Consider the following 13,422-nt stretch of genomic DNA (forward strand, 5'->3'; position numbering starts at 1 on the left):
TTTATATCCAGCCAAGCGCCATTGCCATGGGCAGCACGATCGCCGCGGTGGAGACACACACGGCCGCCAATGTAAATAGCGGCATCCCAATAAACATCATCAATACACCCAGAACTTTATGTCGAAAGAGAAACCTTTCCAGAACGGCATCCACGTGCGTTTCCATATGAGACATACGTTTTTTCCATACAAACATAACTGTCTCCCCCTTACATGGTTATCATAGCGCGGAACAGCTAAACCTGGGAAAAAGATTATATGTGTGAGGTTAAGAATCAATAAATGTCCGGAGACCCATCTGATCCTTCAGAGAGATCTCCGGACATCAAACAACAGCCTGATTTTGTCCTTCAAGCAAATCGTCAGCCGTGTCTTCCGCGCTATGAGTTTACTTGGACACCTGGCCCACCAGGCCCATGGCTTTGGCAATGTCCAGGTTCACACCCAGCACATTGACCGTCTCTTCGCCAAAGACGCCAAGCAGTTTACCCGTGGTGTTATCCCCCACAATCTGCTCCAGCTCCTCCTCACTCAAGCCTGAGGCCTCCGCAAGAGCGGGGATCTGTACCTGAGCGCCCTCAGGGGAAACATGGGGATCCAGGCCGGAACCGGAAGCGGTCATCAGGTCGGCAGGCAGCTCCTCCCGGCTGATTTCAGGATTGGCAGCCAGGAACTCCTCGATGTCAGCCTCCACTCGCTCCGTAAGGGCGGGGTTGGAAGGCGCATAGTTATTGCTGCCGGAGGACAGACCGGCAAATTCGCTGCCGTCATTATAGAATCGGTTGCCTTCCTCATCCTCATAATAGGTGTTGTAGTGGTAGGCAGAGGGACGGCACTTCATAAAGTAGGGCTCGGTAAAATCCTGGCCTACATTGGCGGCGCCCACAGCGGTACCGTCGGCGGTCACCAGGCTGCCCTTGGCCTGATGGGGGAAAAACACGGCAGACAGGCCGCTGAGCACGATTGGGAAAACAAAGCCGCACAGCAGCAGGAGCACCAGGGTCACCGCCACAGCCTGACGCACATTGTGCAGAGCCTTTTTACTGCTTGTTGTTTCATTCATGATAAGGGAACCTCCTTAGAAGCCCATAGTCTGCAGGATAGGCGCAATGATCATATCAATGATCTTGATTCCAACAAAGGGAGTGATCACGCCGCCCAGGCCATAAATCATCATATTCCGGGCCAGCATCCTGCCAGAGGACATGGGGCGGTACTTGACGCCCTTCATGGCCAGAGGGATCAGGCAGGGAATGATCATTGCGTTAAAGATCAACGCAGACAGGATCGCGCTGTACTCCGTGGTCAGGTTCATGATGTTCAGCACACCCAGCTGAGGAATGGAGGCCATAAACATAGCGGGGATAATGGCAAAGTACTTGGCGATGTCGTTGGCAATGGAGAAGGTGGTCAGAGAGCCGCGGGTAATCAGCAGCTGCTTACCGATCTCCACCACCTCCAGGATCTTGGTGGGATCGGAATCCAGATCCACCATGTTGGCCGCTTCCTTGGCGGCGGTAGTGCCGGAGTTCATGGCCAGACCCACATTGGCCTGGGCCAGGGCGGGCGCGTCATTGGTACCGTCGCCGGTCATGGCCACGATCTTGCCCTCAGCCTGCTCCTTTTTAATGACGCCGATTTTATCCTCGGGCTTACACTCGGCGATGAAGCCGTCCACGCCGGCCTCCTTGGCGATGGTGGCGGCGGTCAGGGGGTTATCGCCGGTACACATGATGGTCTTGATGCCAATGGCGCGCAGGCGCTCAAACCGCTCCGCCATGCCGGGCTTTACGGTGTCCTTCAGGTAAATGACGCCCAGGATCTTGTTGTTCTCGCAAACCACCAGGGGCGTACCGCCCAGAGAAGAGACTTCCTCCACACGGGTGTGCAGATCGGCAGGGATCTTTCCCCCCTGCTCCTTCACATACTGCTCAATGGCGTCGGAGGCGCCCTTGCGGACATGGGTACCGTCCGGCAGATCCACACCGCTCATACGGGTCTGTGCGGTAAACTCCAGAAAGGAGGAGCCGGGCTGCTCCTCACTGGTGTCGCCCAGGCGGCGGGCCAGTTCCAGCGTGGACTTGCCCTCAGGGGTTTCATCGTGCAGGCTGGTCAGCGCGGCGCAGCGGATCAGATCACCGCGGTTGGCTCCCTCCACAGGGAAGAAGTCGGCGGCCAGACGGTTGCCGAAGGTGATGGTGCCGGTCTTATCCAGAATCATGGTATCCACATCGCCGCAGGCTTCAACCGCCTTACCGGACATGGCGATCACATTAAAGCGGGTCACACGGTCCATACCGGCAATACCGATGGCGGAAAGCAGACCGCCGATGGTGGTGGGAATCAGACAGACCATCAACGCAATCAGCGTAGAGACCGGCAGTTCCACGCCGCTGTAAACGCCGATGGGGTACAGCGTCACAATGACAATGAGGAAGATGATGGTCAAAGAGACCAGCAGAGTATTCAGTGCGATCTCGTTGGGGGTTTTCTTGCGGGAGGCGCCCTCAACCAGGGCGATCATGCGGTCCAGGAAGCTGTTGCCCGGCTCAGAGGTAATGCGGATCTTCAGCCAGTCGGACACCACGGTGGTGCCGCCGGTGACAGAGCAAAAGTCACCGCCGCTCTCACGAACCACAGGGGCGGACTCGCCGGTGATGGCGGACTCATCCACGGAGGCGATGCCCTCAATGACTTCGCCGTCGCCTGGGATGACCTCGCCGGCCATCACCATAACGACGTCGCCCTTTTTCAGCTGGCTGGAAGAAACGATGGTCTTGTTGCCTTCCGCATCCAGCAGATGGGCCTCTGTATCCTTCTGGGTCTTCTTCAGGCTGGCGGCCTGTGCCTTGCCCCGTCCTTCCGCCACAGACTCTGCAAAGTTTGCAAAGAGTACCGTCACCAGCAGGATGATGGATACGATCAGATTATAAGTACGCAGGCTGGTGTCCGTGCCGCCGAACAGGGTAGGAACAAACGTCAGCAGCAGCGTGACCAAAAATCCAATTTCCACGACAAACATGACCGGATTTTTGATCATGTAACGGGGGTCCAGCTTCTTGACGGAACCGATGAGCGCCTGCTTTAAAATCTCGGGGGTCAGCAGCTTCTTGTTTTGCTTCTTACTCATATCTGAAAAATCCTCCTTATCCCCAAATGGTCAGATGCTCGGCAATGGGGCCCAGAGCCAGCGCCGGGAAGAAGGTCAGCGCGGCAAAGATATACACGACAAAGACCAGAATCACCGCGAAGGAGACGGTGTTGGTCTGCAGGGTGCCGGCAGACTCGTTGATATAGTTCTTCTTCATAAGAGAACCTGCAATGGCCAACTGAATCACAATAGACAGATAGCGCCCAAAGAACATGGCCAGGCCGGTAGTAATATTCCAGAAATAAGTGTTGTCCGCCAGGCCTTCAAAACCGGAACCGTTATTGGCTGCGGAGGAGGCGTACTCGTACAGCACCTGACTCAAGCCATGGAAGCCGGGGTTCGTGATACCCGCCAGGCCAGCCTGGGTGGCAACCGCCAGAGCAGAGAACGTCAGGATCAGGAAGGGGTGAATGATGATGCACAGGGCGGTGAGCTTCATCTCACGTCCCTCGATCTTCTTACCCAGATACTCAGGGGTACGGCCCACCATCAGGCCGCAGATAAACACGGCCAGAATGGCGTACAGGATCATATTCATGAGGCCCACGCCCTTGCCGCCAAAGACCACGTTGAGCATCATGTGCAGCAGGGGTACCATGCCGCCCAGAGGTGTCAGGGTATCGTGCATATTGTTGACGGTACCGGTGGTAAAGGAGGTGGTAACGGTGGTGAACAAGGCCGACTGGGCAACACCGAAACGGACCTCCTTGCCCTCCATGCTGCCTGCGGACTGATCCAGTCCAATCTGAGCAAGCAGCGGATTGCCCTGGCTCTCAGACCAGTAGCACAGGCTCAAGCCCACCAGGAACAGGATGCCCATGGCCAGGAAAATGCTCCGGCCCTCACGGCCAAAGATTCTGGCGGTGATACCCTCCCGGCGCTCAGGAAGCGCATTGTCGGGGGCAAGGCACTTTAAATGCTCCTTGCGGCTGTCGCCGACCATCTTACCGAAGGTAATGACGCAGGCGCCGGGCAGCAGCATCATGGCGTACAGTTCAATCAAGTTGGAGAGCATGGTGGGGTTTTCCAGAGGCGTACTGGAGTTGGCGCCCAGGAAGCCGCCGCCGTTGGTGCCCAGGTGCTTGATGATCTCAAGGGCGGCGATGGGGCCCATGGCGATGACCTGATAAGTACCCTCCAGTGTCTTGACCACGATATTGCCGTCAAAGTTCTGGGGCACCCCCTGCCACACCAGCAGCAGGCCGCCCACGACGGAGAAGGGGATGAGAATGCGGGTGGTGATGCGCACCAGATCCACAAAGAAGTTGCCCACGTTGTCCTTGGTTCTGCCCGTCAGCCCGCGGATAAAGGCCACACAGGCGGCGTAGCCGGTGGCTGCAGAGACAAACATCATAAAGATAATGACCAGCATCTGGGACAGATAGCTCAGGCCGCTCTCACCGGAGTAGTGCTGCAGGTTGGTGTTGGTCATAAAGCTGATGATGGTATTGAAGGAAAGGGTAGGCTCCATTCCTTCCACGCCGTTGGGGTTAAAGAACGGCAGACTCTGGAGCCGTAAGATCAGGTACCCGATGCCAATCATCACCGCATTGGTTCCGATCAAAGCCAGAACATACTGCTTCCAGTTCATTCCCTTTGAGGGATTTACTCCGCCGATCTTATAAATCACTCCATCCACCCGGTCAAACACCGGATCGGCAAAGGTATGCTTTCCTGCGGCGATATGATACATATACCGCCCTACCGGAATGACAATTATCAAAAAGATGAGAATTGTCAAAGCCAGTTGTAACATATGAAATTCCTCCTAAACTGTGACCTCGTCTTCAGAATCGATCCGGATGTGCCAGTGCGTACACCAGATAGCCGCCCAGCAGCAGGACAATCATTCCAAGCAGAATCATAGCAGTTCCTCCTAAATGGTTACTCTTGTGCATCAATCTGCTTTTGGCACCACTTCACCAAAAGCCAAACCAGCCCAAACGTTGCCAGCAGGGTCGCCACCATAAGCAGATCTATCATATCGAAGGCTCCTTTCCTGTTCTTGATCAGCAAAACAGAAGGCCACCTGTTTTGCTTACCTAGCATACCGCAGGATGTAATAAGCAGGAATTAAGGAACGTCGAAAGGCATTAACAGAAGATTAATATTGATCCCTTTGGGTCTGGATGGCCGCCCTGTTTCGCTCGTCCTCCAACCGGATACGTTCCTGGCTCAGGCCGCATTCGCTCAGTATGGCAATCATCAGGTTCTTTTCAAACGCATCCGGAATGGAGTATCCAACCATCGGGATTCCCACGATACCCATAACACCATGTGTGCCTCTAACAGACAAAAACAGCCACTTTGAATCCGGCAGTGTATTGGTAGTCGCTCCGGCGTGCTTATTGTTCTTCTGTACCCACTTGGCTACTCCGATCTCTTCCGAACTCAGGCCTGCCAAAACCGTTGCTTCATCGCTCGGTTCGATCCGAAACGCCAATTCCTGTTCCGTGCCATTCACCGCATACACGACCGGGCGGTCAAACAGACGGCTGAGCTGTTCCGCCGTTAGACGCAGGCAGTCCCATTCCGTCCTGCCTTTTTGCAGCTTTTGGCTGCTTTCCAGAAGAAGCTCCGTGTAGTAGCTTTTTTCCGAAGTCAATCGCGCCTGTGCTTTGACCCGACTGGCCAAGGAGCTGGCAATCATGCTGGAGAACAACATAATCAAAAAAGTAACAGGATAACTGGGATCATAGGCCTGAAAAGAATATCTCGGTACGGTGAAAAAGAAATTAAACGCACCAACGCTGAAAAGCGAATTGATGGCGCCGTAAATGTGGCTGCCTGTCCAAACCGCAGTCAGAAGCACCCCTAAAATATAAACGGTTATGATATTGGACTCACTGAATCCGGCATAATAAAATGCAAATCCAACCGCTGTGGAAAGAAGCCATGCCGCCAGCATGATCCCGGTGTCTCTCCAGGAAAATCGCGCTTTCGGCAGATGCAGTTTCCCCAGCGGCCTTTTGTACAGGGGCTGATGGTCCGGGATAATATAGATATCCAGATTCGTCAGCTCAATCAAGCGGTCTGCCAGGCTTTTTTTCCCTGTAATCACGTTTTGTTTGTGGTTGACACGCCCCATAATAATCTTTGTCACACCACTGACCCGGGCATATTCCGCGATCTGCACGGCAGGGTCCGTACCATATACGGTAGAAATCTGTGCCCCCAGCTGCTCTGCCAGACGCAGGTTGCCGCGCAGCCGCTTGATATTCTCGCCCGATAATTCTTTCGTCTCCGGCGTCTGCACAAACAATGCGGTAAAGCCGCTGTGAAAGGCTTCTGCCATTCTGGCGGCCGTGCGGATCACCTTGGCGTTGGATGGCGCAGAAGACAAGCAAATCAGAATATGCTCCCCTGCTTTTGCGCTTTTCCCCTTGCCTTCTTGTAGTGCTGTGCGGTTTAGTTGATCCGCCGTCCGCCGCATGGCAATCTCACGCAGTGCAGCTAAATTCTCAGTGGTAAAAAAGTTCTGGAGAGCCTGCCTGGCCTGACGTTCCCGGTATACTTTTCCCGTCTGAAGCCGCTTTACCAGCTCATCGGGCGCAATATCCACCAGCTCAACCTGATTGGCCCGGTCAAACACATGATCTGGAATCCGCTCATTTACCGCAATCCCCGTAATAGAAGATATCAAGTCGTTCAATGATTCCAGATGCTGTACATTGACCGTGGTATAGACATTGATCCCGGCCTGGAGCAATTCCTCCACATCTTGATAGCGTTTTGTGTGCCGGCATCCCTGGGCATTGTTATGTGCCAATTCATCCACAAGGATGAGCTGTGGTTTCCGCTGCAAGGCCTGATCCAGGTCAAACTCCTTCAGTTTGATCCCTCGATAATCAATCTCCTGACAGGGCAAAACCTCCAGCCCCTCCAACAGCGCTAATGTTTCGGGCCTTGCGTGTCGCTCCACATAGCCCACTACAACATCGATACCCTCTTTTTTCGCCTGGTGAGCCGCCTCCAGCATGGCGTATGTCTTTCCCACACCTGCTGCATATCCAAAAAATATCTTTAATCGCCCTGGAGAATCTCTGCGCTCTGTGTTATATGGAGCATATTCCAGGTCCCTTTCTGTCTGATCCATATACATTCTCCTTTTACCATTTTCTTGGGATAATCTTGTTTTTATCGTATCATGCGTGGTACTATGAAACTATAAACAAAGTGTCTGCCAGATTAAGATGGAATAAAGATCATATTTCAGGCATAAAAAGCCGGACACCAGCATTACCTGGCGTCCGGTTCAACGGGCCATCCACACGCCTACAGGCGGAGCAAAGTCAACGACACTGTCTTTGGACTGGAATTCTCATTCATCCTCCTTTTCATTGAAAGGCATACTCCCAAAACAGCCTGATCAACAGGCTTGATGGGGTAATCACAATGCCCGCGAAATAAAAAGTGCATGAGCCTTATTTCTCTAGTTTTAGGGTGGCATTAAGCAATGGTCCATTTTTCCAACACAACTTATGCAGCCTCTTTATCTGTGCCCTGCGTCGCCCTGGGCAGCGATACGCAAGGCACAGATCAGGAGCAAAACCTGTTTTCGTGCGTCATACACGAGGATGAAAATTAGAATCTGATGTGCAGAAAACCGCAGTATTAAGCGAAAAATCAGCCAAAAAAGCAAAGAAATGGCCGGATATTGGGCTGGCTCAGCACCAGGACGCAGAAGTTCAGCAAGCGACTGATTTCACTTCCCTTTTCCTGCTTTTCAGTACGTCTTTGGACGCTGTTTTACAGAAAATTGGATGGTTTTGGCGCTATGAGTGTTCCAGAAATGTGTTCCGTTTTCTTCTGTAAGGAGCACACAAGGAACAAAATCGTAAGCGAAGACAAAAGCCTAATGAAGCAGGAGATCGTTCCGCAAGGAGCGTATCTCCTGCTTTTTTGTGCTGTGTGGCGTGTGGAGCAGATATCCACACGGAACGCCTTCCCATCACGCTTTGTAGAACGGCAGCGCCTTGCCGGAAATGAGACCTTTCCTCAGGCCGTTCCCCGTTTTGCTGACAACCACACCAAAATGCAGTCTGTCCAGACGCACACATTCTTTCTTCAGCTCCAGGAACTTTAAGATACGAAAGGTGTTATAAACCAACATCAGCGGGACAGGCAGCCTGCCGGACTTCCAACGGCAGAGGGTGCACGGAGTTTTCTGCAAGCTTTTGGCAGTTCACATAGAATCATGCTTGCAATGTACCGTGCAATGCAGTATAATAAATTCTAACAATTAAAATATTGCAGATACGATGAGAAACTTGTTGGAAACAGGTGCTCTTTGTCATAAGCCGGTGGGAATCCGGCGCGGAGGCCGTATTCGTCATGAGACGTCAGCCGGCAGTGATCGTACATCAAGTGGCACCTTTTGGGGAATCGTAGGCTGTTTTGTAAAAGTGCGGTCTTTCCAAAATGGAAAGACCGCACTTTTTATTTTCAATCAAGCTTTTTGTGGCCTTTCAGAAGATGGAGGCTGAACAAGGGAATCGGGTGAGAATCCCGGACGGTAACCGCCGCTGTATGCGTGATGTCCGCTGCTCGTCAACGAAAGTTCGCCATTGGGGACGTACCCTGAGAAGGCAGAGCAGACCGGCGAAGGCAGGAAGATCCTGTCCCAAGCGCAAGTCAGAAGACCTACAAAAAGAGGATACGCCGCGTGCGGGACGCCGCACCCGGTGGCTGCACACACAGAAAAGCGGCTGTGGATTCTAACGATCCACAGCCGCTTTTGCGGAAAAGAGGGAAGATATATGGAGATGAACCGTTCCCGCGACCAGCTGGCAGACCAGAAATCCATGGTAATCGACCTGATTCGGGCCGGATGCTCCTCTCAGGAAGAATCTGAAGCGCAGTACGCCTGTTATTCTATAAATACCCCCCAGGGAAAAGCGCTCTGCGCCGCCTTCTCTGATGATGCGCTGTTGGAGCTGCTGCGGGAAACTGCAAAGGATCTGGGGCACTCACCCGCCCAAGGTGAGGTCCACTGGCTCTTGCGGGAATATCTGCGCAGCCGTTTTCATAACTGGCCGGGCGCGCTGCGGGCAGCGGGCCTGAACCGCGCAGCTGGACGGGGCGGTCTATCTTTTGCCCGGGTGGAGCAAAAGGAGTCCGAAATCCAGGCACTGCTGGCTCAAGTACGAGAAGCCGCAAAGGCGCTGGGACGAATCCCCCATCCATCAGACTTGCCCGAGATCGGTCAGCAGTTAAAAAAGCAATATCAGACCTGGGGTCAGGTGCTGACCGCCGCCGGAGCGGAAGAAGCTGCCGCCGCCGGTCTGCGGAAATTTGACAGTCTGGAAGAAGCGGACAAACAGCGGCTGGCCCAGCTTCTGGTCCTGGCTCAACAACTCAACCGGGCGCCTCTGCGCAGCGAAGTACAAGACGAACTGCGAACAGCGCTTATACAGCGCTTTGGTTCCTGGCGAAATACCCTCTACCAGATCGACCTGGAACCAGTACGGCGGATCACCCCCTTTGTCAACACCCCGCTCCACAGGGGAGAGAGCCGCTCCAGGGCCACCCACCGCGGGGATCTCTATGATTGCCACTACCGGATCCTGCATCTGGATCAAAAGACGGCTGCGGACCTGGCTTTTATCCGGGCCATGGCAGAAAAGCTGGGGCGTCCTCCCCGTCGCCGGGAAGTACCACCGGAGGTCCGCAGGCGATTACAGGAGTCCTGCGGTTCCTGGTCCAACGCCCTATTCCAGTTGGGACTTCAGGCGTGAAGCCTTTACATTGGGAATATCGCGCAGGTATGCTGTGCGTTTCCATCAATCTGACAGCAGAAGAAAGGGAGAACCATGATGAAGAACAAGCGACTCTTATCCGCACTGTTGGGCGCTGTGCTGGCGCTGTCCCTGGCCGCCTGCGGCGGAACTCCTGCGCCTGTTGGCTCAGAGGCGCCTGCCACCGGGGTGGATCAGACTCGAGAAATCGTTTTTGCCGCCTCCAGGGATCAGTGTCCCGGCGAGCAGGACGCCTACTACGCCTCCATGTCCCTGGGGGTGTGGGAACCCCTGATCACCAAGGACGAGCACGGCAAGCCCGCACCTGCTCTGGCCACCGAATGGGAGCACAATGAGGACTCCACCGTATGGACCTTCCACCTGCGGCAGGGCGTGACCTTCTCCAATGGTACCCCCTTCAACGCCGACATCGTGCTGGCCAATTTCGACCGCATGAAGAAGGGCCCCTTTGAATCCTCCTTCTACGGCATGAACATCGACACCATCTACCCTGGCCTGCTGTCTTATGAGAAGACCGACGACTATACCGTGGTACTCACCCTTTCCGAAGGTCAGCCCCTGCTGGACTATACCATGGTCAACTACGGCTCGGCCATCTTTGAACCTGCCTGCTTTGCCCAGGACGGCACCTTTAACGGCTTTCCCATCGGCACCGGTCCCTATGTGGTGACGGAAAACGTGCTGGGCCAGTATTGTATCATTGAGCGCAGCGACAATTACTGGGGCACCCCCGGCATTGCTCAGACCTTCCGCTTTAAAGTCATCCCTGATGCGGAGACCCGCTATACCGCTCTGCGGGCCGGCGAGGTCCAGGGCCTGTGCGACCTGGGCGCCATCTCCCCCGCCCAGGCTGCGGAAATTGCCGACGACCCGGCCTACAATGTGTCTGTGGGCGACTCCGGCATCACCCACTTCCTCAATGTCAACGGCGGCGCCTTCCCCTTCAATGATGTGCGGATGCGGGAGGGGCTGTCTCTGCTGCTGGACCGCCAGACCATCATTGACAGCTTTTATAACGGTTACGGCCTCGCCGCCGGCGGTTTTCTGAGCTACACCTCTGCCTTTTTTGCGGAACAGCCCGTCCGCCACGACCCTGAGAAGGGCGCCCAGCTGATCCGCGAGGTGGTTGGGGACCAGGCGGTGGAGCTGCGCTTCCTGCTGCCCGGCGTGGACGCCAACCGCTACCCCTACCAGGAAGAGGCCGAGTATATTCAGGCTCTTCTGGAGAACATCGAGGGCACCAACATCAAGGTCAGCATCCAGCAGATGGATTGGGGTCCCTGCAAGGATGAGATGAAGGCGGGCAACTATAATATGTGTCTGAAGATCCAGGGTCTCCCCTCCGCCAACCCCTTCTCCCTGTTTAAGGGCTTCTTGCATACGGAAGGCAGCACCAACATCAATTACGGTCTTGGTTACCACAATGATCATGCGGATGGGCTGATTGAAGAGGCTGCCGCCTGTCTGGACGCCGATCGTCTGGCGGAAATCTACAAGGAACTCCAGGAGATCTCCGCCGCGGACTTCCCCAATATCCCTGTGCTCTATTCCCAGGAGGTGGTGGCCTCCTCCAGCGATATCACCGGCTATCAGGCCACCGTATATGGCCTGACCGGCTTTACTCAGGTATGTTGGGCAAAATGATCCCCATATCCAAAAGCAAGCCCCCGTCCTGCGGCGGGGGCTTGTTTCCCGTACCAACCTCATTTTCAAAAGGCGGTGGAACATGGCAATTCTGACTTACATTGGCCGCAGGCTGCTGGTGCTCATCCCGGTGCTGCTGGGCATTTCCTTGGCAGCCTTTCTGCTGGGCCGTATCGCGCCCGGCGATCCGGTGGATGACGCCCTGTTCCGCATCGGTATCGAGTTCCCGACGGAGGAGGACCGCGCCGCCATGCGTACCGAGCTGGGACTGGACAAGCCTCTGCCGGTACAGTATATGACCTGGCTGGGAAAGGCGCTTCATGGTGATCTGGGCCGCTCCTACATCGGCAGCAAAGACATTGCCCATGAACTAATGACCCGGCTGCCCGTCACCCTGAAAGTCTCCCTTGCCGCCCTGCTGGTGGCTGTGGTTTTTGGTGTGGGAGGAGGTGTGCTCATGGCTGCCTGCCACGGCACATGGCTTGATACCATACTGAAGGTTTTTTCCACCCTCCTGCTGTCCATACCGGGCTTCTGGCTGGCTCTGTTTCTCATCACTGTATTTGCCGAGTGGCTCCATCTGCTGCCCACCAGCGGACTGGACCGGGGCCTGGCCTCTTTGGTACTCCCTGCCGCAGCCCTGGCTGCGGGGAACGTAGGCTCTACGTCCCGCTTCACCCGAGGCAATATCCTGGCTCAGCTGGGGGAGCAATATATCGTGGTGGCCAATGCCAAAGGCCTCTCGCAGCGGACGGTAATGGTGGCCCACGCCTTCCGGAACTCCCTGGTTCCCATTATCACCCTAATCGGCAACTATTTCGGCGGGATTTTAGGCGGAAGTACGATCATTGAGAATATATTTGCCATTCCCGGTCTGGGCAGCTATGTGCTCTCCGCCATTCAGAACCGGGACTATCCCGTCATTCAGGGATATGTACTCATAACCGGCACCACCTTTGTACTCATCACACTTGCCATTGATTTGCTCTATCTTGCGGTGAACCCCAAAATCCGTCTGCAGGGGGGAGAAGTATGACCAGACGCAAAAAACAGAATTTCCAGCTGACCATTGTCTGCTCCATTCTCCTGGCTATCGTTCTGATGACGATATTTGCCCCCTGGCTGTCCCCCTATGATCCCCTGGAGGTCAACATGGACCTCCGTCTGCTGTCTCCCTGCCGGGCCCACCCTCTTGGAACCGATGCCCTGGGCCGGGACGTACTCAGCCGTGTCATTTACGGCGGCCGGGCCTCTTTGCTGCTGGCTGTGGCTGCCACCGCCTGCTCTATGCTTGTGGGCCTGGTCATTGGCGTCATTTCCGGCTACTGCGGAGGGATTATAGACAGCGTGATCACCGCAATCTCCAATATCTTCCAGGGCTTGCCCGGCATGGTGCTGATGATCGCCCTGGTCGGCATTCTGGAGCGGAACAGCAAAAGCATAATTCTCGCCCTGGTCATTACCTCCTGGGTGGGGTTTTCCCGTCTGGTGCGGGGAGAGGTCATGAAGGTCAAAGGCGAGATGTATATCGAGGGTATGCGCTGTCTGGGCGCGGGTCACCTCCGTATCGTCCTGCGGCATGTACTGCCCAACATCCGCACCAATGTCATTCTCCAGTTTACCACCCGGCTGGGTCGGGTGGTGCTGTCTGTGGCCGGCCTGAGCTATCTGGGGCTTGGCATCCAGCCCCCCACCCCGGACTGGGGCGAGATGGTCAGCGGTACCGCCCGCCGGTACTTCCGCAGCGCCCCCCATTTGCTGTGGGCCCCGGGGCTGTGCATTATCCTGCTCACCCTGTCCATCAACCTGCTGGGGGATATTTTGCGGGACCGGCTGGACGTGAAGCAGGATTCGGTGAAGGAGCTGTGA

The 13,422-nt window shown here is 55.2% G+C and carries 11 protein-coding genes and 1 riboswitch; of the genes, 4 read left to right on the top strand and 7 right to left on the bottom strand.

Annotated elements, in window-relative coordinates:
• Position 1 precedes the first annotated feature (1 nt).
• The 7 genes from WHJ28_RS12670 to WHJ28_RS12695 all read right to left on the bottom strand — a co-directional run bounded on the left by WHJ28_RS12670 (position 2) and on the right by WHJ28_RS12695 (position 7,247).
• Positions 2–196, bottom strand: a complete 195-nt coding sequence (locus WHJ28_RS12670; RefSeq protein WP_340042439.1) for a hypothetical protein — start codon at positions 194–196, stop codon at positions 2–4.
• 192 nt (positions 197–388) lie between these two features.
• Positions 389–1,063, bottom strand: coding sequence for a potassium-transporting ATPase subunit KdpC (gene kdpC / locus WHJ28_RS12675; RefSeq protein ID WP_340042440.1), 675 nt, complete (start codon positions 1,061–1,063; stop codon positions 389–391).
• A gap of 15 nt (positions 1,064–1,078) precedes the next feature.
• Positions 1,079–3,130: a potassium-transporting ATPase subunit KdpB gene (gene kdpB / locus WHJ28_RS12680; RefSeq protein ID WP_340042441.1), complete on the bottom strand. Its 2,052-nt coding sequence runs from the start codon at positions 3,128–3,130 to the stop codon at positions 1,079–1,081.
• 16 nt (positions 3,131–3,146) lie between these two features.
• Positions 3,147–4,907 carry a potassium-transporting ATPase subunit KdpA gene (locus WHJ28_RS12685; RefSeq protein ID WP_340042442.1) on the bottom strand — a complete coding sequence of 587 codons (1,761 nt, stop codon included), beginning with the start codon at positions 4,905–4,907 and terminating at the stop codon, positions 3,147–3,149.
• A gap of 31 nt (positions 4,908–4,938) precedes the next feature.
• Entirely contained in the window at positions 4,939–5,049 is a 111-nt protein-coding gene (gene kdpF, locus WHJ28_RS16550) for a K(+)-transporting ATPase subunit F (protein WP_425461141.1), read from the bottom strand.
• Positions 5,036–5,167 (bottom strand): hypothetical protein, encoded by a 132-nt coding sequence (locus tag WHJ28_RS12690; RefSeq protein WP_340042443.1) that lies wholly within the window; start codon positions 5,165–5,167, stop codon positions 5,036–5,038. Before WHJ28_RS12690 ends, kdpF begins: the two co-directional genes overlap by 14 nt.
• Positions 5,168–5,255: 88 nt before the next feature.
• Positions 5,256–7,247: a DUF4118 domain-containing protein gene (locus WHJ28_RS12695; protein WP_340042444.1), complete on the bottom strand. Its 1,992-nt coding sequence runs from the start codon at positions 7,245–7,247 to the stop codon at positions 5,256–5,258.
• A gap of 1,345 nt (positions 7,248–8,592) precedes the next feature.
• Positions 8,593–8,816, top strand: a riboswitch (cobalamin riboswitch).
• A 94-nt stretch (positions 8,817–8,910) separates the two neighbouring features.
• Here WHJ28_RS12695 and WHJ28_RS12700 point away from each other — a divergent pair.
• The 4 genes from WHJ28_RS12700 (at position 8,911) to WHJ28_RS12715 (ending at position 13,422) form a co-directional block, all read left to right on the top strand.
• The gene (locus WHJ28_RS12700; RefSeq protein ID WP_340042445.1) at positions 8,911–9,888 is read left to right on the top strand and encodes a homing endonuclease associated repeat-containing protein; all 978 of its coding nucleotides are present in this window, start codon (positions 8,911–8,913) and stop codon (positions 9,886–9,888) included.
• A gap of 78 nt (positions 9,889–9,966) precedes the next feature.
• Entirely contained in the window at positions 9,967–11,553 is a 1,587-nt protein-coding gene (locus WHJ28_RS12705) for an ABC transporter substrate-binding protein (protein WP_340042446.1), read from the top strand.
• Positions 11,554–11,635: 82 nt separating this feature from the next.
• Positions 11,636–12,589 carry an ABC transporter permease gene (locus WHJ28_RS12710; protein WP_340042447.1) on the top strand — a complete coding sequence of 318 codons (954 nt, stop codon included), beginning with the start codon at positions 11,636–11,638 and terminating at the stop codon, positions 12,587–12,589.
• The gene (locus tag WHJ28_RS12715) at positions 12,586–13,422 is read left to right on the top strand and encodes an ABC transporter permease (protein ID WP_340042448.1); all 837 of its coding nucleotides are present in this window, start codon (positions 12,586–12,588) and stop codon (positions 13,420–13,422) included. The genes WHJ28_RS12710 and WHJ28_RS12715 overlap by 4 nt, the downstream gene beginning before the upstream one ends.

This window comes from Flavonifractor porci (assembly GCF_037572415.1).
GTDB lineage: Bacteria > Bacillota > Clostridia > Oscillospirales > Oscillospiraceae > Flavonifractor > Flavonifractor porci.

What these genes read in the sequence shown, in the direction of transcription:
- WHJ28_RS12670 (WP_340042439.1), bottom strand. Translation starts at nt 196, where the DNA reads ATGTTTGTATGGAAAAAACGTATGTCTCATATGGAAACGCACGTGGAT.
- kdpC (WP_340042440.1), bottom strand. Translation starts at nt 1,063, where the DNA reads ATGAATGAAACAACAAGCAGTAAAAAGGCTCTGCACAATGTGCGTCAG.
- kdpB (WP_340042441.1), bottom strand. Translation starts at nt 3,130, where the DNA reads ATGAGTAAGAAGCAAAACAAGAAGCTGCTGACCCCCGAGATTTTAAAG.
- WHJ28_RS12685 (WP_340042442.1), bottom strand. Translation starts at nt 4,907, where the DNA reads ATGTTACAACTGGCTTTGACAATTCTCATCTTTTTGATAATTGTCATT.
- kdpF (WP_425461141.1), bottom strand. Translation starts at nt 5,049, where the DNA reads ATGCACAAGAGTAACCATTTAGGAGGAACTGCTATGATTCTGCTTGGA.
- WHJ28_RS12695 (WP_340042444.1), bottom strand. Translation starts at nt 7,247, where the DNA reads ATGGATCAGACAGAAAGGGACCTGGAATATGCTCCATATAACACAGAG.
- WHJ28_RS12700 (WP_340042445.1), top strand. Translation starts at nt 8,911, where the DNA reads ATGGAGATGAACCGTTCCCGCGACCAGCTGGCAGACCAGAAATCCATG.
- WHJ28_RS12705 (WP_340042446.1), top strand. Translation starts at nt 9,967, where the DNA reads ATGAAGAACAAGCGACTCTTATCCGCACTGTTGGGCGCTGTGCTGGCG.
- WHJ28_RS12710 (WP_340042447.1), top strand. Translation starts at nt 11,636, where the DNA reads ATGGCAATTCTGACTTACATTGGCCGCAGGCTGCTGGTGCTCATCCCG.
- WHJ28_RS12715 (WP_340042448.1), top strand. Translation starts at nt 12,586, where the DNA reads ATGACCAGACGCAAAAAACAGAATTTCCAGCTGACCATTGTCTGCTCC.